Raw genomic sequence first — 18,206 nt, 5'->3', positions numbered from 1 at the left:
CTCAGCAAAAAATCAGTCGTCATCATATTTATGCATTTCCATGTTAGACTTAAAAAGTTCCCAACAGACGAAAGGAGTGATGGCATTTGATTTACCACCAGTCATCTCGCAGAAAGAGCAGCATTCTAGCGCAAAAACTTGCTGTTTTCGCACAAAAGAAAGTACGCTGGATAACGATTCTGTCCAGTTTGCCGTTATTCGGAATGGTTACCGCCTTTGGGATTGTTCCTGATTCACTCCCGCATGAAGTATCCGGTAAAAAGGTCATTCGTTCTTTACATCTTCCGGAAAAATTTGCCACATCTGATCCCGATATGACTTTCTGGCGGCAGGAAGGTATTCGCCGAGGGGATACGATTGCTGCAATTCTTACTCGCCTTGAAATCAGCCAGGGGGATAAAAACAGTTTTTTAGATGCAACACGTGGCAATGTGGCAATAGATCATCTTAAACCGGGTGAAATCATTCATGCTGAGGTTCGCTCTGACGGGAAACTGATGGCGCTACGCTATTTTTACGGGAATGGCGAACAATTCCAGGCTGAGAAAGTTAATGGTGAGTTTGAGCTGAGTGAGCAATCCGGAAAAAGTAATACTCGTGTCCAGGTCGGCTTGGGAGTAATCAGCACTTCACTGTTTGCGGCGGTTGATAAGGCGGAAATGCCAAGCACAATTGCTACCCAGATGATTGATATTTTTTCCAGCAGTATTGATTTTCATCGGGATATTCAGAAAGGGGATCATTTTACGGTTATTTATGAATCCTCCCGCGATGAAAGTGGAAGGATTCAGGCTGGACGGATACTTGCAGTAGAGTTTTTCAATAAAGGTAAATCCCGAAAAGCTGTTTATTTTCAGGTGCCAGGTGAAAAGGGCGAATATTACACGCCGGAGGGGGAAAGTTTGCGCAAGCCTTTTCTGATGGCGCCTCTCAAATTTTCCCGAATCAGTTCCGGTTTTTCCAGTGGACGTTTCCACCCTATACTAAAAAAATGGCGTGCCCACAGAGGAGTGGATTATGCCGCCCCAACCGGTGTTCCGGTGATGGCTACAGCGGATGGTACAGTTGAGTATAAAGGCTGGCAGAGTGGCTATGGAAATCTGGTTGTACTTAAACATAATGCACAGTACAGCTCGGCGTATGGTCATTTATCCGGTTTTGACAGAAGACTGCAAAAAGGAAAGCAGATCAAACAGGGGGATATTATCGGTTTTGTTGGATCAACCGGAATGGCGACCGGTCCGCATCTCCACTATGAATTACGGGTGAATGGCGTACAGCGTGATCCTGCCCGAATTGTTATGCCGGCAGCACAACCTATCAGTAAAAAACACTACACGGCTTTTCGTAAGGAAAGTAAGGAATTACTTTCCCGGCTCGATTTGTTGCGTAACGCCAGCTATGCTTCTCTTAACTGATTAACGTCAATCTGTATACGTAACTGGAAAGATGTACTACATCGGCATTATGTCAGGCACGAGTCTGGATGGTGTCGATGCAGTACTGGTAAGTTTTTCCGGATCTTCATTCGTACTGCTGCGCACCTGCTTTATCCCCTATACCCAGCCTTTCCGGCTGGCGCTGCTCGGCCTGAATCAGAGTGGTGAGAATGAGCTTCACCGTTCGGCCACGTTAAGTAACCAGCTGTCTGAATTGTACTCGGAGGCAGTGAGTCGCCTGTTGGGACAATCCGGAATGACTTCGCAGGAGATTGTGGCAATCGGCTGTCATGGTCAGACAGTCCGGCATTGCCCGCAACCCGGGAATGGCTACAGCATCCAGTTAGTAAATGGTGCTTTGCTGGCGGAATTGACTGGTATTACGGTTGTGACTGATTTCAGGAACCGGGATATTGCTGCTGGAGGACAGGGGGCACCACTGGTTCCGGCATTTCATTATGAAATGTTTGCACATCATGATATTCACCGCCTGATTATTAATATCGGTGGGATTGCTAATATTACCAGTCTGCCTGTCAGTGGCAGGGTAAGCGGTTTTGACTGCGGGCCGGGGAATATGCTGATGGATGCCTGGTGTCTGAAGCATACCGGCATGGCTTATGACCGGAATGGAGAGTGGGCGGCTTCAGGCAGGAGGATTGATCTTTTGCTGGAAGAACTGTTGAGTTTTCCCTATTTTTCTCAGTTACCGCCAAAAAGTACCGGTAGGGAGATGTTTGATCTCAACTGGTTGCAATCCTGTCTGTCAGGTAATGAAATTGCGCAGGATGTTCAATCTACATTGTTGCAGTTGACTGTGCGAACAATCGCTGACGCTGTGAGAGCTTACTATTCCGATGCTTATGAAATTTATCTGTGCGGGGGGGGAGCACATAACAGAGCGCTGGTTGCCGGATTGCAGCGGGTATTATCTGATCGAAAAATCAGCAGGACTGATGAACTGGGGATTGAAGCTGACTGGGTGGAGGCTTGTGCATTTGCCTGGCTGGCACGGCAATCCGTGGAACGTGCCCCCGGCAATCTTCCAGCCGTAACGGGTGCAACCGGCAGCCGGGTGCTGGGGGCGATTTACCCGGCCTGAATTCTCAGACAGAAAATGAAGATCCGCATCCGCAAGTGCTGGCTGCTGATGGATTCTTAATGACAAACTGGGCACCCTGGGCATTTTCCTGGTAATCAATTTCTGCACCCAGCAAATACTGAAAACTCATAGAGTCAACCAGTAGTTTCACCCCCTGTTTTTCCATCACAAGATCATCTTCATTGATAGTCTCATCAAAGGTAAACCCGTACTGAAATCCGGAGCAGCCGCCGCCGCTGACAAAAACCCTCAGTTTAAGCGCCTGGTTATCCTCTTCCACGATCAGCTCTTTTACTTTTCTGGCGGCGCTGTCAGTAAAGTTTAACGGGGGGTGATCTGTCATTGTTTCTTCGTGAAGTGTTGTACTCATTTTGCTTGTTTACCTGTGTAATGGGTTATTCCGATAAGGCGGACAGCCAGCCTTGCTGCAGCCGGAGAATATTCAGGTGATATAAGCGTTACGCTGTTTTTCTCTGGATAAACTCTATTTTGTAGCCATCCGGATCTTCAATAAAGGCAATAACGGTAGTTCCATGTTTCATCGGGCCAGCTTCACGTGTAACACGGCCACCAAGATTTCGGGTTTTTTCACAAGCCTCATAGGCATTTTCCACTTCGATTGCAATGTGCCCAAACCCGGTCCCCAGATCGTAATGATCCGTTTCCCAGTTATGTGTTAACTCCAGTACCGTACTTTCTGTTTCACTCTGGTAGCCGACAAAAGCCAGTGTGAATTTTCCTTCAGGGTAATCCTTGCGGCGCAAAACCTGCATTCCCAGAACATTTGTATAGAACCGTACCGAACGTTCCAGGTTGCCTACCCGCAACATGGTATGAAGAATGCGCATTTACACTTTGACCATTTCAAAATCTTCTTTCCGTGCGCCACATTCCGGGCAGGTCCAGTTCATGGGGACATCTTCCCAGCGGGTCCCGGCTGGAATGCCGTCCTGTGGCCATCCTTCAGCCTCGTCGTAGATAAAGCCGCAAATCATGCACATATAGCGGTTGTAAACCTGGTTGTCCTCAGTAGTCATAATAGATAAGTGAGTTTGCTTAAGTTAAAATAGCATTTTACGGTATTAGTGTATGTCTCTACCACCATCAATTGTATTATCCTTTGCAGGCAGTGATCCAAGTGGGGGGGCTGGTATCCAGGCGGATATTATGACGCTTGCCGGGATGGGCTGCCACCCGCTTACTGTACTGACTGCTGTTACGGTACAGGATACTGTCGGTGTTGAGGATATATTCGTCATGGATGCCGAGTGGGTTACCGACCAGGCGCGCACGGTGCTGCAGGATATGCCGGTACAGGCATTCAAGATCGGCATGTTGGGCAGTGTTGAAATTATCGCGGCCATTACCGAAATCGTATCAGATTATCCTGATATACCGCTGGTGCTGGATCCGGTACTGGCTTCCGGCCGGGGTGATACGTTTGCCAATGAGGAAATTATTGTTGCCATGCGTGAAATGCTGTTTCCTCAGGCGACAATCATTACTCCCAACAGCATAGAAGCCAGGCGTATCGCGCTTAATGATGAAGATGATCCTGAAATTCTGGATCTGAAACAAAGTGCAGAACGGTTGCTGGAATGGGGGTGCAGTTACGTGCTTATCAAAGGAGCCCACGAAAACACACCCGAGGTAGTTAACGTACTTTACGGTGTGAACGGTGTTATTCGGTCGGATTCCTGGCAGCGCCTGCCAGGTTCATATCATGGTTCGGGTTGTACCTTGTCCTCTGCAATAGCAGCTTCGCTCGCGCATGGCATGTCGGTTGCCGACAGCGTGTACGAGGCGCAGGAATTTACCTGGAATACACTTAATGCCGGTTTTCGTCCGGGAATGGGGCAGTATATCCCGGATAGATTTTTCTGGGCGGAGACTGAGAACCCGAAAGAAGGTACAGGCAGCGCCGAAAATTGATTTTATGCGCCAGTGCAGAGTAAGCGGTGTTTATGCAGTTACGCCCGATGTGGCGGATACCGAAAAGCTGTGTGATGCAGTCCGGCAAGTGTTATCTGGCGGTGTGAACTGGATTCAGTATCGGAATAAAAAGGCTGACAGCTGGCTGCGATTTACGCAGGCTGTCAGAATCCATCAGCTTTGCAGACAATTTCAGGTTCCCCTGGTAATCAATGATCACCTGGATCTGGCCATGGAGATTGATGCTGAGGGTCTGCATATAGGCGGAGATGATGTTCCGCTGTCGGTAGCCAGGCACCATTTTGGCCGGGATAAAGTGATTGGTGTCTCCTGTTACAATCAGCTGAATCGTGCGGTGGAAGCTGAAAGTGCGGGAGCGGATTATGTTGCTTTTGGTGCGTTCTACCCGACTGTAACCAAGGCGGATACAGCTCGGGCTTCAGTTGACCTGCTGGCTGATGCGAGGAAAGAACTGAATATTTCCATCGTGGCCATTGGGGGTATCAGTCCGGACAATGCCGGAACATTGATTGCCTGTGGATGTGATGCTGTAGCGGTCAGCCAGGCTTTATTTGGTGCCCGGGATATACAGTCGGCTGTTCGAAGTTTCTCAGAATGGTTCAGCTAATTATCAATTTCAATAATTTTTAAACGATTTCAATGACAATTACCAATCAGCAACTGTTTGAACGTTCCAGGCAATATATTCCGGGAGGAGTTAATTCCCCGGTACGGGCTTTTAAATCTGTAGGTGGTACCCCTGTTTTTTTTCAGCGCGGATTGGGGGCCTGTTTCTGGGATGTGGAAGGAAAATCCTATATTGATTATGTCGGTTCCTGGGGGCCGCTCATTCTTGGGCATGCGCATCCTGATGTCATCAGGGCTGTGCAGATTGCGGCAAGTCATGGCACCTCCTTTGGTGCACCAACAGCTGCAGAACTGGAAATTGCCGAGTTATTGTGCCGCCTGTTACCTTCTCTGGAGATGGTGCGGTTGGTGAGTTCCGGTACTGAAGCCGGTATGAGTGCTATCCGGCTGGCTCGCGGCTATACAGGCAGAAACCGGATTATCAAGTTTGAGGGCTGCTATCACGGTCATGATGATGCGCTGCTGGTCAAGGCGGGTTCCGGCGCACTGACCTTTGGTCATCCCAGTTCAGCAGGTGTTCCTGCTGAAACAGCGAGCCATACTCTTGTACTGGATTATAACGATGTGGCCGGGGCAGAAAGGATTTTCAGCGAGCTGGGTGCCGAGATTGCTGCTGTCATTGTTGAACCGGTGGCGGGTAATATGAATCTGGTTAAGGCAACTCCCCGTTTTCTGGAAACACTGCGGGCACTGTGTACGAAACATGGCAGCCTGCTGATTCTGGATGAGGTGATGACTGGTTTCCGGGTTGGTCTGGCGTGTGCTCAGGGGTTGTATGGCATCAAACCGGATTTGACCATTCTGGGCAAGGTGATTGGTGGCGGCCTGCCTATGGCCGCTTTTGGCGGTCGGCGTGATGTGATGGAGTGTCTTGCTCCGCTGGGACCGGTATATCAGGCGGGTACGCTTTCCGGTAATCCGGTTGCCGTTGCTGCGGGGCTGGAAACATTGCGCCAGATACAGATACCGGGTTTCTTTGATAAGTTATCGGCCATGACCCGTAAACTGACAGAAGGTTTGACAACTGTCGCTGTAAAACACGGCGTGGTGTTCAGTACAGAAGCGGTTGGCGGAATGTTTGGTTTATATTTCAGGAAATCTCCACCAGAAAGTTTTTCTGAGGTGATGGAAAGTGATCGTGAAGCGTTCAATCGTTTTTTTCATGCCATGCTGAAAGAAGGTGTGTATTTTGCACCTTCAGCTTTTGAAGCCGGCTTTGTTTCTGCTGCTCATGGCGATATGGAGATCGATAAAACATTGGCTGCAGCTGATCGCGTATTCAGTCAGGGGGTATATAAATAAGCGGGAGCTGCCGTACTGAAAATAAACAAAGGATTTAATCGGCATGGTTGATTGCCGTTTACAGTTTGCCGGCCGGTTTATCCTGATTTTTTCAGCTGTGGCAATATGCTCGACTCAATACTTGTATATAAAAAATAAACAACAGATTATGTTTACTGATTTTCTTCGTTTTCAAAAATTTTTGATGCTGCTGTTCTTGAGTGGCGTGTTATCAGCGTGTGCTACGGTAGATAATCGGCGTGACCCTCTGGAATCCATGAATCGGGTGGTATTCTCATTTAATGAAAAGCTCGATGAGGTTGTGGTAGAGCCTGTTGCCAGGGGATATCAGAGGTTTATCCCTCCTCCGGTCAGAATGGTTGTCGGGAATTTCTTTTCCAATCTGGACGATGTTGTTATTGCAGCCAATTCCCTGTTGCAGTTGAAGTTTGTGGATGCAATGGCGAGTACAACACGTATCCTGATCAATACAACTTTTGGAATGCTGGGTGTTATTGATCTGGCCAGTAACATCAGCCAGGTGAGTGATATCGATATCAGTAAGCGTAATGAGGATTTTGGCCAGACATTGGGGTTTTACGGGGTTGGCAGTGGCCCCTATCTCGTATTGCCATTACTGGGCCCAAGCTCGGTAAGGGATGCGATAGGAATTGGAGTAGACAGTACCTTTATTCATCCTGCACGTGCAATTTATACGAATCTTGATTTGCTGACCGTACGTTTACCGGTTACAACAGTAGAATTTATTGATAAACGCGAACAGCTGCTGCATTTGGATAAAACGCTGGAAGAGGCCTCGCTGGATAAGTATGAGTTTGTTCGTGATGCCTATTTGCAAAGGCGGGACAGTCTCATAAAAGATGATGGATCGGCTCCTGCCGAGGAAGAACCTGTAAATTTTGAAGAAGATGAAATAATGATCGACGATTGATTCGGATTGACTCGATCAGGAAGCTGTATTTTTACCGGAGCTGGTATGAAAATTGCCAGCTCCGGTTTTGTTTTATCAGACAGATTGTAATGCCTGGATGCGCTCTTCCAAAGGCGGGTGTGACATGAACAGGCGGCCAATCTGGCTTTTCTGTCCGGAGATTCCAAAAGCCGCTATCTTGTCCGGCAGGTGGGAAGGCTCATATTCCTGCTGTAATCGCCGCAGCGCAGCAATCATCTTGTCTCTTCCCGAAATCTGTGCACTGCCAGCATCCGCACGAAATTCCCGCTGACGACTGAACCACATGACGATAATCGTGGCAAAGATACCCAGTACCATTTGAGCAATCAGACTGGTAATGAAATAGGCAGGTCCATGTTCTTCTTCTGATTTGAGAACTGCACGGTCAACGATATACCCGATCACGCGGGAGAGAAAAATCACGAAGGTGTTCACAACACCCTGAATCAATGCCAGCGTTACCATATCCCCGTTGGCGACATGGCTGATTTCATGTGCCAGCACAGCTTCAGCTTCGTCCCGGTTCATTTTCTGCAGAAGTCCTGTACTGACAGCTACCAGCGCATTGTCCCTACTCATTCCGGTGGCAAATGCGTTGATATCGGGCGAATCATAGATAGCAACTTCAGGCATACCAACCCCCGCTTTTTTTGCCTGCCGCCGTACGGTTTCCACCAGCCAGCCTTCGGTTGAATTGGATGGAACATCAATAACCACAGCGCCAGTCATGTGTTTTGCACTCCATTTGGACATGGCCAGCGAAATGAGTGAGCCACCAAACCCCAGTACGGTGGAAAAAACAAGCAGTGCATTGAAATTCAGTCCACCGCCTTCGGCATCCAGTATGCGATCCACACCAAGCAAGCGCAAAGTGATGTTCAGCATCAGCAATATGGCCAGGTTTGTTACGATAAAAAGAAAAATTCGTTTCATTGTTCTCGTCCTTCAAGTTTTATGAGTACACCTGTTGTGCTTTGAGAGCCATAGAAAGCAATCGTTCAAGCCAAGCGGCTATATGGTGACATATTTCCTGATATCAAGTACCGGTATGCATAATTTCATGCGAGTTCCCCCTGGCATATCACTGGAATCTTCTTCCCTTGAGGTACAATGAGGCGCGTAAACAAGCTGATTGCCGGGTCGGGCCTGGAATAAAGAACAGGTTTCCAGATATCAGCAGATATGACGGGTGTGAATAAAAGGGAGATGAAGATTGATTGACGTAAAGCAGGGGATATCAGTATGAGTCAGCCATCTGTTGTAGTCGTGGGAAGTGGGCTGGCGGGTTATACAGTTGTGCGTGAATTGCGCAAGCTGGATGCGACCGTACCAATTACGCTTTTATCGGCGGATCATGGCGGTTTTTATTCAAAGCCCATGTTATCCAATGCACTGGCAACAGGTAAAACGCCTGATTCCATCCTGAGCGCCGGCATGATCCAAATGTCGGAGCAGCTGGGTATCTCGGTTCAGCCTTATACCTGTGTCAGTGCCATTAATACTGCTGCAGGGAATGTATCCTTTGAAGAAGGGGGACAAATGGCTTACGACCGGCTGGTTCTGGCGCTGGGGGCGGATCCGGTTCGCCTGCCCATACCGGGAGAAGGTTCATCCGAAATGTTGTCAGTCAATAATCTGGATGATTACCGGAAGTTCCGTGAATCTCTGGAAGGAAAACGCCACATTGCCATATTGGGTGCGGGTTTGATCGGCTGTGAGTTTGCCAATGATCTGGCTGCAAAAGGGTACCAGGTAAGTGTATTTGATCTGAGTTTGCTGCCGCTGGGGCGATTGCTTCCTCCCGAGGCCGGTCAGTATTTCCACGATAGACTGGCGGCAGCCGGAGTTCGTTTTCTGCTCGGCACGACGGTTGGCACAATAAACAGGGAAAACGGATGCTACCAGTTGTACTATGGGAAAGATGAGGTGCTTGAGGCGGATCTGGTGCTGTCCGCTATTGGCCTGAAGCCACGTACCGGTCTGGCTGCTGCTGCGGGAATTCAGGTGAATCGTGGTATTGCAGTCAATCGCTATCTTCAGACCAGTGCCCGGAATATCTATGCTCTGGGGGATTGTGCTGAAGTAGAAGGAAAAATATTGCCCTTCATTTTGCCGATTTCCCATGCCGGCCGGGCGTTGGCCGCGACAATTGCCGGTAATCCAACACTGCTGCACTACCCGGCAATGCCGGTAATGGTCAAGACACCTGCCTGTCCAACCGTTGTTTCACCTCCGGATCCGGCTGTAAAGGGAGAATGGAAGGTTGAGGCTGTTGAAAATGGCATGAAAGCCCTTTATTACGATGAAGATGGAAATTTACATGGTTTTGCCTTGCTCGGGACTGCAACGGGTGAACGCAATACACTGGCATCCCGCCTGCCACCGGTACTGGCATAAAAAAGGCAGAGCAAAGTTTCAGATTATTTCTTTGAGAACCGCAAAAAGTTTGTACTGACTAAGGGAAACAGACATGCTTTACTTAATACAGGGCGAGGATATTCCTGACAGCCTGCCAAAGCGGTTAGCCAGCCGTCCGGCACATTTGTCCAGGCTGCATGAACTGCAAAAAGAGGGAAGACTGTTATTGGCAGGACCCTGTCCGGCAATAGACAGTATTGATCCGGGACCGGCCGGATTCAGCGGAAGCCTGATCGTGGCTGAATTTGCTTCACTGGACGCTGCCCGGGAGTGGGCTAATGCTGATCCATATGCATTAGCAGGGGTTTATGCAAAAATAACCGTTAAACCATTCAGGAAAGTTTTTCCTGAGTAGGCAGGCTGTTAGTAACGGCCGGAAAACTTCGGGAGTATTTATCCTGGAACCGGTAAAAAGTTTGTTTGTTTCCGAGAAGGACTTATTCTTATTTTGTTAAGATATATGCTTCTCAGATAAAAATTTGTCAATCACCCTACTATTTAAAGGAAATTTTATGCGCTTAACCACGTTTTTTTCTGTGCCGCTTGCTGTTCTCGGACTGGTTTGTGTGACTTCCGTGAATGCCCAGGGCAGTGGCACGGTTGCCAAGGTCAACGGCGTAGCTATTCCGCAATCTCGCCTTGATCTGGTCATTAAGGCTGCAACAGCACAAGGTCAGCCTGATTCAGCTGAAGTGAAGAGCGCATTACGTGAAAACCTGATTACAGAAGAAATCCTGGCGCAGGAAGCAATCAAGAAAGGGCTTGACCGTAACCCGGATGTGCTGACACAAATTGACCTGGCTCGTCAGGGAATTCTGATCAGAGCGTATCAGGCTGATTTCATGCGGAACAACCCGATCAGTGACAGCGATCTGCGTAAGGAATATGAATCAGTAAAAAGCCAGATGGGGGACAAAGAGTACAAGGCGCGTCATATCCTTGTAGAAACTGAACAGGAGGCGAAAGACCTGATTGCTGCTCTCAAAAAAGGGGGAGCGTTCGAAAAACTGGCCGGTGAACGCTCCATTGACACAGGAAGCAAGAGTAACGGCGGTGAACTGGGATGGAGTTCCGCTGCTGTGTATGTCAAACCTTTCGCTGATGCACTGACTAAACTGAAAAAAGGGGAAACGACCAGTCAGCCGGTCCAGACGCCATTTGGCTGGCATGTCATCCGTCTGGAGGATGTCCGTACTGCTGTTCCGCCTTCTTTTGAAGAAGTTAAACAAAACATGCAACAGCGTGTATTGCAGCGTAAATTTGCAGCAATGGTCGAATCTCTGCGTAAAAATGCTAAAGTGGAGTAACCAGCTGTTTTAACCGCAAGAGAATTGCCGGCTTAACAGTTTAGACTTACAGTCTGCACTCTCGGTGAGAGTGCAGCCAGCAGCTCGTAGCTGATAGTCTGAGCTGATCTGGCCACCTCTTCCACCGGTAACCCTTCTCCCCATAGTGTTACCGGGCTTCCCGCCGCTGCTTCCGGGATTCCGCTCAGATCAACAGTTAACATATCCATTGAAACGCGGCCAATTAAACGGGTTCGCTGTCCGTTAACCAGGACGGATGTTCCGGTTGGCGCATGGCGTGGATATCCGTCTGCATAACCGGCCGCGACAACCCCGACACGTATCGGCTGACTGGCAACAAACGATCCTCCGTAACCCAGGCGATCAGAAGGTTCAAGATGTTGCACAGCAATAATCCGGCTGGTCAGGGTCATGACTGGCCGTAATCCAAGTTCAATACCCGTTTTGTCCGGTAGAGGGGATGCACCATAAAGTATGATGCCGGGCCGTACCCAGTCTGCATGAGTTCCGGGGTAATGCAGAATTGCGGCGGAATTGGCCAGTGTCCTGGGTATGTCCGCTTTCTGTTTTTGCTGAAGCAGTGAGAAACCATTCAGTTGCTGCTCAACGTGACTGGTTTCCAGTAAATCATCCGCGCAGGCAAAATGGGTCATCAGCGTAATATTGGTATTCGGGCAGCTTTGTCTGAGTTTGCGCAGTGCAGAACTGCCTTCTTCAGGTTTAAAGCCAAGGCGGTTCATACCGGTGTTGATCTTGAGAAAAATATCCGGTTTTTCTGTTTCTTTGTGCGCCAGCAGCATTGAGAGCTGTTCGTGGCAGTGAATGACTGTACTCAGCCCGTAATGTCGAATTACCTCGATTTCTTCTGTCGAGAAAAAACCTTCCAGCAGCAGAACGGGTTGTCTGAATCCGGCTTCTCTTAACTGAATTGCTGCTTCCAGCTCAAGTACCGCAAATCCATCGGCTGCATCAAGTGCCCTGGCTGTACGAAGCAGGCCGTGGCCGTAAGCATCGGCCTTGACAACAGCCATGATGCGGGATTGGCCAACGTGACTCCGAATAACGGAAAAATTGTGCTGTAATGCTGCACAGTTGATAAGCGCACGAATCGGACGGGACATTTTCTGGTTGATTTACTGGTTATCCTGGCTGAAAAGAAATGCGTTCGCAGGTAATATATGCGAGCGGCGTATTGGCCCTGCCGGTATATAACAGAGTCTCTCGAAAAAATTCCTGTCAATGCTTCAGCTGAATGGCGCTGTTCTGTTGCTGAGTCGTTTCTGATAAGGGTTGCGGGTCCAGCACAGCGACAGTGAGTAAATCATCAATCAGATATTTTTCAGCCACTTTTCTGACCTGTTCGGTGGTAACTGCCTGTAATTTTTCCAGAATTACATCGGCATCGCGATGGGATAGCCCGATGCTTTCCAGTCTGCCGATCTGCATTGCCTGGGCAAACGTGGAGTCAAGCTGATAAACACGACTTGCCACTACCTGTGCCCTGACGCGAGCCAGCTCTTCCTGCGTAATCCCGGACCGGATAATTTTGTCAATTTCAGCACGAATTGATTGTTCCAGGTCACCCACAGTTTTGTTTTCGCTGGGTGTCCCGTCAATGAAAAAAGTACCGGGGCCGCGTTCGGCAAGGCTGTAGCTGGCATCAGCCGAGACAGCGACACGAGTTCCGCGTACCAGGTTTTTATCAAGTCTTGCCGAGGCATTGCCATCCAGTATTTCTGCCAGAATAGTCAGAGCATAGGGCTCCCATTCATGCCCCGGATCTTTGAGGGACGGTACTTTATAGCCCATGATCAGGTGTGGAAGCTGTGCCGGTGCCTTGACAACCAGATGCTTGATTCCGGTTTGCAGTGGCTCGGTTTGCGGTTTACGTTCAGCCAGAGGAATTACCCTGGCTGCATCAAACCTGCCATAATACTTTTTTGCCAGTGCGAGTACATTTTCCGGATCAACATCACCCACGACGACCAGTACCGCATTATTGGGAGCGTACCAGCGCTTGTACCAGTCCTGAGCATCACTAACCCGCATATTTTCCAGATCATTCATCCAGCCGATGATCGGGCGGCGGTAAGGATGTGCCTGAAAAGCGGTTGCCATCATTTTTTCGTACAGCAGCGCATGTGCCTGATCATCCGTGCGCAGTCTTCTTTCTTCCATGACAACCTGAATTTCTTTAGAGAATTCCTCCTGTGTCAGTTGCAGATTGTGCATGCGATCAGATTCCAGCTCCATTGCCATCGGCAGGTGGCGCTGGTGCAGCTGCTGATAGTAAGCGGTGTAATCGCTGCTGGTAAAGGCGTTTTCTTTGCCGCCAACCGCTGCAATTCTTCTGGAAAATTCACCGGCGGGTACGCTGTCAGTTCCTTTGAACATCATGTGTTCCAGTGCATGAGCCACACCGGTTGTGCCGTTGACTTCATCCATACTGCCGGCTTTATACCAGACCTGCTGAATAACGACAGGGGAGCGGTGATCTTCCTTGACGATCAGCTTGAGTCCATTGTCGAGCAGGTATTCATGCGAACTGGCAACCGCTGGCAGCGGGAATATCAATGTAATGCAAAGTAAAGAAGCAAGGTAATTAGGTCGGAAACTGATTTTCATGTTGAGCTTGGAATGGAATTGGCATGAGCAGGGTGGCTGGTATTGCCTGAGCCCTTCGGGTAATCGGTCAATGTTGATGGTATGATATTTACCTTCCTGTAACAAAAAACAGCCTACCAGAATGTTTAGTATTTTCAAATCCAAAAAAAATCCTGACGAAAAAAATCCCGAACAGGTTGAAACCGGGTCGATCAGTTTTACAGACAAGATCAGACAGGGCTTGTCACGTACCCGGCAGCAGCTTGGCAAGCAGTTATCCGGGCTGTTTGGCGGCAGGAAAATTGATGAGGATTTGTACGAAGAGCTGGAAACAGCACTGTTAACCGCAGATACCGGCATTGATGCGACCGGCCGGTTACTGGAATCGTTGCGCACACGTGTCAGGCGTGATGCACTGGACGATTCGGAGCAGCTCAGGGTTGTTTTGCAGGATGCCGTGACGGAGTTGCTGCAACCGCTGGAACGGCCACTGATTACCGCCGGACACAGCCCCTTTGTCATCATGATTGCAGGCGTAAATGGTGTTGGTAAAACGACAACCATTGGTAAACTGGCGCATTATTTCCAGTCGCAGGGACAATCTGTACTGCTCGCAGCGGGCGATACCTTCCGTGCAGCAGCACAGGAACAGCTCAAAATATGGGGTGAACGCAACCAGATTACAGTCATTTCACAGGACAATGATCCGGGCAGGAAAAGTGATCCGGCTGCCGTGATTTTTGATGCAATCAATGCAGCCATTGCCAGAAAAATTGATATTGTTCTGGCGGATACCGCCGGTCGTCTGACTACGCAGCTTCATCTGATGGAAGAAATCAGGAAAATCAGGCGCGTCATCGCTAAAGCAATTCCGGATGCACCGCACGAAGTATTACTGGTGCTGGATGCCAATACCGGACAGAACGCAGTCAGCCAGTTAAAAGCTTTTAATGATGCGCTGGGTGTTACCGGGCTGGTTATGACCAAGCTTGACGGGACCGCCAAAGGCGGGGTGATTGCTGCGATCGCCGCACAATTTGCGGATAATCCTCCGGCGTTGCGTTTTATCGGAGTGGGAGAAGGGCTGGATGATTTAAGGCCTTTTAATGCACGTGAATTTGCTGAAGCGCTGTTCGACTGATGTCCCCTGTTCTGTTTGAGTGACCGGTATGGCCGTAATGATCAGTTTCAGCAGTGTCAGCAAATTTTATCCGGGCGGATTCGAAGCGCTTAAGGGGGTGACGCTATCCATTGATCAGGGGGAGCTGATTTTGTTTTCCGGGCACTCCGGTGCTGGTAAAAGTACATTACTGAAACTGATTGCCGCCATAGAGCGACCCACTTCCGGCAGTGTCATCGTGGGACAGCAGAATATCGGCACACTCAGGCGCAGTGCCATTCCTTACCTGCGCCGCAATATCGGAATGATCTTTCAGGAACAGAAAATTCTGTATGACCGTAATGTCTTTGCCAACGTCATGCTGCCGTTACAGGTCACAGGGTTTGATACTAAAACCAGTGCGTCACGTGTGCGTGCGGCGCTGGACAAAGTGGGTCTGCTGGCTAAAGAAAAAGCAGATCCGGTTACTTTGTCGGGTGGGGAAAAACAGCGGTTGTGTATTGCGCGTGCAGTTGTTCATCGCCCGACCATCCTGATCGCAGATGAGCCGACGGCTAATCTTGACAGTAACTACGCACGGGACATTATGGCAGTATTCGAATCTTTCAATCAGGTAGGAGTCACTGTCCTGATTTCGACGCACGACCGGACCCTGCTTGAATCAGCGCGGCATCGCGTGCTTGAACTGAAGCAGGGAAAGCTGGTCGCATGAGCTGGTTTTCCCAGCATGGACATGCGCTGATGCGCGCATTCAGGCAGCTTGCCGGTACACCTGTTACCAGTCTGCTGAGCATTATCGTTTTCGGTATTGTTCTGAGTTTGCCGGCAGGTATCTTTGTTCTGCTGGAGAATTTGAGCGAAGTTTCCGGGCGTGCAACGGATTCGCAGCAGATGACGCTCATGCTGGATACCACAGCGCGTCAGGCTGACGTGGAACTGATCAATACCCGCCTGGAAGCGCTGACTACAATCGAGGGTTTTCGGTTTGTTTCGAAGGAAGTTGCCCTGGACGAACTGAAACAGGAAAACGGGATGGCTGAGGTAATGCATAATCTTGGTCAGAATCCATTACCGGATGCATTTGTAATCAATCCCGGCCGTTTGCCGGCAAATGAAATTGAGAAAATGCAGGCCATGATGCAGTCCTGGCCGAAGGTGGCTCATGTACTGGTGGATACGGACTGGGCCAGAAAGCTGGATGCCATACTCGATGTGGGCAGACTGGTTGTCATGATGCTGGCTGCGGTGTTTGGCACGGCTCTCATCATTGTCATGTTCAATACCATTCGTCTGCAGCTGCTGACGCGGCGTGATGAAATTGAGCTTTCCAAATGGATTGGTGCTACGGATGGTTACATTCGTCGTCCGTTTCTTTATTTTGGTGCATTACAGGGATTACTGGGGGCCGCCCTGGCCTGGCTGCTGCTTTATTTCATGATCATCAGGCTGAACGAAGTGCTGGCAGAGCTGGCCAGGCTGTATGACACCACAATTACACTCCATCATCTTTCCTGGCGGGACAGTCTGGCTTTACTGTTATTGTCCGGTGCGCTTGGATGGATTGGCGCGCGCGGGTCGGTTGCCCGGCATCTGGCACAAATCGACCAGGAAAGTTCTGTTTCCTGATGCGATTCACAGGGTTTTTACATGACTGAATTTATCGCGCTGATTCCGGCGGCCGGTTCCGGTTCACGTATGGGAGAAGCTGTTCCCAAACAATACCGGCCACTGGCGGGTAAACCAATGATTTATCACGCACTGCGAACTTTGTGCAGTACAGATCGTATTGGTACAGTCTGTGTGGTACTGGCACCTGATGACAAGGAATGGGTGCGGCATGACTGGGATGAATTTTCCGGCAAAATTCGGATTTTCAACTGTGGCGGGGCAACCCGTGCTGAAAGTGTTACCAACGGACTTAAGGCATTGCGTGCGGCCAACTGCGTACAGGATCAGGACTGGATTCTGGTGCATGACGCTGCCCGCCCGGGACTGAGTCATGCACTGACTGAGCGATTACTTGACCAGCTCGCGGAAGATGAAGTCGGCGGCCTGCTGGCTGTACCGCTGGCGGATACATTAAAGCGTGCGGATGATACTGACCGGGTGGTGCGAACTGAATCGAGAGAACGGTTGTGGCAGGCACAAACTCCACAAATGTTTCGTGCGAAGCTGTTGCTCGAAGCACTGGAAAAGGCACCGGCAAGTATTACCGATGATGCCAGTGCCGTGGAAGCACTGGGATTTTCCCCCAGGCTCGTCATGGGAGATGCTTACAACTTCAAAGTAACCTACCCGCAGGATCTGAAACTGGCTGAACTGGTCCTGCAGGCGCGCTGCAACACAAAACGGATTTCGTAAGCTGTTCGACAAACAGATGAGGTCTGATACCGGGGTGTCCTGATGTTGCGGATGATGTACCGGTGAAGGTGGCTGCAGGAGCTGTTGCTTTCATGCTGTCTGCAGCCTGTTTCGCGGAAAATTCCGATTATCCGGCCAATGCCGTGCAGTGATTGATATCTGTCATTTCCGGATTCTGACAATCTGAATCGGAAAACACAATAACAGTATCAGGTTTCGATAATCAGGGAAGGATGATACCCAGACTGTTCCAACCCCCTGAATTTACCAGAGGATTGGAAATATACCCGGTTATGGAGTTGTTACGACGTCGTCCAGAATGGCTCTGTCCTGCTTGTTCCATTCCACGTCAACCAGATTGGAATAACGTGTTATGAGCTGTATGGCAAGACCGCCCTGGAACAGGGCAGCCCAGGCCAGGATAACGAAGCCCCAGTGCAGTGGTGCGCTGAAGAGTTCTTCCATGAACCAGAAGGCATGTCCCCACTCGTTCAGACCAACGTTGGGCAGACTCATCAGCGGGCCGGCCACTACCATGATCAGCGGGAACGACCACCCCTTGTTATACAGCGGTAACCGGGTTTTGGCATAAATGATCATCGCTATACCCATGATGATGTATACCGGGAATGAGCCATAGAACAGAGGAATATGGCTGGGTGTAAAACTGGTATCCCGGATAATCACCTGATGCCATGAGGCGTCTTGCTCGGTAAAGAAGCTTGATCCCCAGTAAACGGCAAATATATAGACTCCAAGCCACATCATGAAATAAAAATACCGCTTTATTTCCTGTTTGGGGGTCAGGCTGGCAAGCTGCTCTGCCGTATTCCGGGTTTTCAACAGCCACCCCCAGATGGAGAATGCCGCCAGGGGCAGAACAACCATCTGGATACGCCACAGACCCATCCAGATCCGGTCAAAATCCGGCTCCATCGAATCCATGCCATGGGAATAGGCAAACGTACGCTGATACCATACCCAGAATACCGCTATGCCCAGAATGGGCAGCAGGCCGTAT

20 protein-coding genes are annotated in these 18,206 nt (G+C 49.6%); 13 read left to right on the top strand and 7 right to left on the bottom strand.

Annotated features, from left to right (window positions below; genetic code table 11):
- Positions 1-86 precede the first annotated feature (86 nt).
- Complete coding sequence (locus IT527_RS06125; RefSeq protein WP_292967647.1) at positions 87-1,418, top strand: peptidoglycan DD-metalloendopeptidase family protein; 1,332 nt, start codon at positions 87-89, stop codon at positions 1,416-1,418.
- 31 nt (positions 1,419-1,449) lie between these two features.
- A complete protein-coding gene (locus IT527_RS06120) occupies positions 1,450-2,541 on the top strand; it encodes an anhydro-N-acetylmuramic acid kinase (protein ID WP_292967646.1) in 1,092 nt (363 codons plus the stop codon).
- A gap of 4 nt (positions 2,542-2,545) precedes the next feature.
- On the opposite strand, the gene erpA is transcribed toward IT527_RS06120, so the two are convergent.
- The 3 genes from erpA to IT527_RS06105 form a co-directional block, all read right to left on the bottom strand.
- The gene (gene erpA / locus IT527_RS06115; protein ID WP_292967645.1) at positions 2,546-2,911 is read right to left on the bottom strand and encodes an iron-sulfur cluster insertion protein ErpA; all 366 of its coding nucleotides are present in this window, start codon (positions 2,909-2,911) and stop codon (positions 2,546-2,548) included.
- 88 nt (positions 2,912-2,999) lie between these two features.
- The gene (gloA, locus tag IT527_RS06110; RefSeq protein WP_292967644.1) at positions 3,000-3,389 is read right to left on the bottom strand and encodes a lactoylglutathione lyase; all 390 of its coding nucleotides are present in this window, start codon (positions 3,387-3,389) and stop codon (positions 3,000-3,002) included.
- The gene (locus IT527_RS06105) at positions 3,390-3,578 is read right to left on the bottom strand and encodes a rubredoxin (protein ID WP_011111994.1); all 189 of its coding nucleotides are present in this window, start codon (positions 3,576-3,578) and stop codon (positions 3,390-3,392) included. It abuts the gene before it with no gap.
- A 52-nt stretch (positions 3,579-3,630) separates the two neighbouring features.
- Here IT527_RS06105 and thiD point away from each other — a divergent pair, with 52 nt between their 5' ends.
- The 4 genes from thiD to IT527_RS06085 all read left to right on the top strand — a co-directional run bounded on the left by thiD (position 3,631) and on the right by IT527_RS06085 (position 7,354).
- On the top strand, positions 3,631-4,473 hold the full coding sequence (gene thiD, locus IT527_RS06100; protein WP_292967643.1) for a bifunctional hydroxymethylpyrimidine kinase/phosphomethylpyrimidine kinase: 843 nt from the start codon (positions 3,631-3,633) through the stop codon (positions 4,471-4,473).
- Positions 4,474-4,477: 4 nt separating this feature from the next.
- Entirely contained in the window at positions 4,478-5,101 is a 624-nt protein-coding gene (thiE, locus tag IT527_RS06095) for a thiamine phosphate synthase (RefSeq protein ID WP_292967642.1), read from the top strand.
- A gap of 32 nt (positions 5,102-5,133) precedes the next feature.
- Complete coding sequence (hemL, locus tag IT527_RS06090; RefSeq protein WP_292967641.1) at positions 5,134-6,423, top strand: glutamate-1-semialdehyde 2,1-aminomutase; 1,290 nt, start codon at positions 5,134-5,136, stop codon at positions 6,421-6,423.
- A 184-nt stretch (positions 6,424-6,607) separates the two neighbouring features.
- A complete protein-coding gene (locus IT527_RS06085) occupies positions 6,608-7,354 on the top strand; it encodes a VacJ family lipoprotein (protein WP_292967640.1) in 747 nt (248 codons plus the stop codon).
- A gap of 75 nt (positions 7,355-7,429) precedes the next feature.
- Here the strand turns inward: IT527_RS06085 and htpX are convergent, their stop codons facing one another.
- Complete coding sequence (gene htpX / locus IT527_RS06080) at positions 7,430-8,308, bottom strand: protease HtpX (RefSeq protein WP_292967639.1); 879 nt, start codon at positions 8,306-8,308, stop codon at positions 7,430-7,432.
- A 309-nt stretch (positions 8,309-8,617) separates the two neighbouring features.
- On the opposite strand from htpX, the gene IT527_RS06075 reads away from it, so the two are divergent.
- The 3 genes from IT527_RS06075 to IT527_RS06065 all read left to right on the top strand — a co-directional run bounded on the left by IT527_RS06075 (position 8,618) and on the right by IT527_RS06065 (position 11,100).
- Complete coding sequence (locus IT527_RS06075; RefSeq protein ID WP_292967638.1) at positions 8,618-9,772, top strand: FAD-dependent oxidoreductase; 1,155 nt, start codon at positions 8,618-8,620, stop codon at positions 9,770-9,772.
- A gap of 73 nt (positions 9,773-9,845) precedes the next feature.
- Positions 9,846-10,148, top strand: a complete 303-nt coding sequence (locus IT527_RS06070) for a YciI family protein (RefSeq protein WP_292967637.1) — start codon at positions 9,846-9,848, stop codon at positions 10,146-10,148.
- Between the two features lie 157 nt (positions 10,149-10,305).
- The gene (locus IT527_RS06065; protein WP_292967636.1) at positions 10,306-11,100 is read left to right on the top strand and encodes a peptidyl-prolyl cis-trans isomerase; all 795 of its coding nucleotides are present in this window, start codon (positions 10,306-10,308) and stop codon (positions 11,098-11,100) included.
- 32 nt (positions 11,101-11,132) lie between these two features.
- Here IT527_RS06065 and alr read toward each other — a convergent pair whose 3' ends face one another.
- Together alr and IT527_RS06055 are read right to left on the bottom strand one after the other, a co-directional pair.
- Entirely contained in the window at positions 11,133-12,221 is a 1,089-nt protein-coding gene (gene alr, locus IT527_RS06060; RefSeq protein ID WP_292967635.1) for an alanine racemase, read from the bottom strand.
- A 115-nt stretch (positions 12,222-12,336) separates the two neighbouring features.
- Positions 12,337-13,725, bottom strand: coding sequence for a pitrilysin family protein (locus IT527_RS06055; protein WP_292967723.1), 1,389 nt, complete (start codon positions 13,723-13,725; stop codon positions 12,337-12,339).
- 121 nt (positions 13,726-13,846) lie between these two features.
- Here IT527_RS06055 and ftsY point away from each other — a divergent pair, with 121 nt between their 5' ends.
- From ftsY to ispD, 4 genes are read left to right on the top strand one after another with little or no spacing between them, the layout of a single operon-like run.
- On the top strand, positions 13,847-14,845 hold the full coding sequence (gene ftsY, locus IT527_RS06050; protein ID WP_292967634.1) for a signal recognition particle-docking protein FtsY: 999 nt from the start codon (positions 13,847-13,849) through the stop codon (positions 14,843-14,845).
- Positions 14,846-14,882: 37 nt separating this feature from the next.
- On the top strand, positions 14,883-15,536 hold the full coding sequence (locus IT527_RS06045; protein WP_292967633.1) for an ATP-binding cassette domain-containing protein: 654 nt from the start codon (positions 14,883-14,885) through the stop codon (positions 15,534-15,536).
- Positions 15,533-16,450 carry a permease-like cell division protein FtsX gene (gene ftsX, locus IT527_RS06040; RefSeq protein ID WP_292967632.1) on the top strand — a complete coding sequence of 306 codons (918 nt, stop codon included), beginning with the start codon at positions 15,533-15,535 and terminating at the stop codon, positions 16,448-16,450. Before IT527_RS06045 ends, ftsX begins: the two co-directional genes overlap by 4 nt.
- A gap of 21 nt (positions 16,451-16,471) precedes the next feature.
- Positions 16,472-17,185, top strand: a complete 714-nt coding sequence (gene ispD, locus IT527_RS06035; protein WP_292967631.1) for a 2-C-methyl-D-erythritol 4-phosphate cytidylyltransferase — start codon at positions 16,472-16,474, stop codon at positions 17,183-17,185.
- 291 nt (positions 17,186-17,476) lie between these two features.
- Here the strand turns inward: ispD and IT527_RS06030 are convergent.
- On the bottom strand, positions 17,477-18,206 hold a 730-nt coding region (locus tag IT527_RS06030), incomplete at its 5' end, for a methane monooxygenase/ammonia monooxygenase subunit C (RefSeq protein WP_292967630.1).

Source organism: Nitrosomonas sp. (genome assembly GCF_020852615.1).
In the GTDB taxonomy this organism is placed as follows: Bacteria; Pseudomonadota; Gammaproteobacteria; order Burkholderiales; family Nitrosomonadaceae; genus Nitrosomonas.
Note: the sequence above shows the minus strand (reverse complement) of the source record. Positions and strands in the feature narration are given on the sequence as shown.

Coding starts and splice junctions, on each gene's coding strand:
- IT527_RS06075 (WP_292967638.1), top strand. CDS start 8,618: ATGAGTCAGCCATCTGTTGTAGTCGTGGGAAGTGGGCTGGCGGGTTAT.
- IT527_RS06120 (WP_292967646.1), top strand. CDS start 1,450: ATGTACTACATCGGCATTATGTCAGGCACGAGTCTGGATGGTGTCGAT.
- thiD (WP_292967643.1), top strand. CDS start 3,631: ATGTCTCTACCACCATCAATTGTATTATCCTTTGCAGGCAGTGATCCA.
- erpA (WP_292967645.1), bottom strand. CDS start 2,911: ATGAGTACAACACTTCACGAAGAAACAATGACAGATCACCCCCCGTTA.
- htpX (WP_292967639.1), bottom strand. CDS start 8,308: ATGAAACGAATTTTTCTTTTTATCGTAACAAACCTGGCCATATTGCTG.
- IT527_RS06085 (WP_292967640.1), top strand. CDS start 6,608: ATGCTGCTGTTCTTGAGTGGCGTGTTATCAGCGTGTGCTACGGTAGAT.
- IT527_RS06045 (WP_292967633.1), top strand. CDS start 14,883: ATGATCAGTTTCAGCAGTGTCAGCAAATTTTATCCGGGCGGATTCGAA.
- IT527_RS06055 (WP_292967723.1), bottom strand. CDS start 13,725: ATGAAAATCAGTTTCCGACCTAATTACCTTGCTTCTTTACTTTGCATT.
- IT527_RS06070 (WP_292967637.1), top strand. CDS start 9,846: ATGCTTTACTTAATACAGGGCGAGGATATTCCTGACAGCCTGCCAAAG.
- gloA (WP_292967644.1), bottom strand. CDS start 3,389: ATGCGCATTCTTCATACCATGTTGCGGGTAGGCAACCTGGAACGTTCG.
- ispD (WP_292967631.1), top strand. CDS start 16,472: ATGACTGAATTTATCGCGCTGATTCCGGCGGCCGGTTCCGGTTCACGT.
- ftsX (WP_292967632.1), top strand. CDS start 15,533: ATGAGCTGGTTTTCCCAGCATGGACATGCGCTGATGCGCGCATTCAGG.
- hemL (WP_292967641.1), top strand. CDS start 5,134: ATGACAATTACCAATCAGCAACTGTTTGAACGTTCCAGGCAATATATT.
- ftsY (WP_292967634.1), top strand. CDS start 13,847: ATGTTTAGTATTTTCAAATCCAAAAAAAATCCTGACGAAAAAAATCCC.
- thiE (WP_292967642.1), top strand. CDS start 4,478: ATGCGCCAGTGCAGAGTAAGCGGTGTTTATGCAGTTACGCCCGATGTG.
- IT527_RS06065 (WP_292967636.1), top strand. CDS start 10,306: ATGCGCTTAACCACGTTTTTTTCTGTGCCGCTTGCTGTTCTCGGACTG.
- alr (WP_292967635.1), bottom strand. CDS start 12,221: ATGTCCCGTCCGATTCGTGCGCTTATCAACTGTGCAGCATTACAGCAC.
- IT527_RS06105 (WP_011111994.1), bottom strand. CDS start 3,578: ATGACTACTGAGGACAACCAGGTTTACAACCGCTATATGTGCATGATT.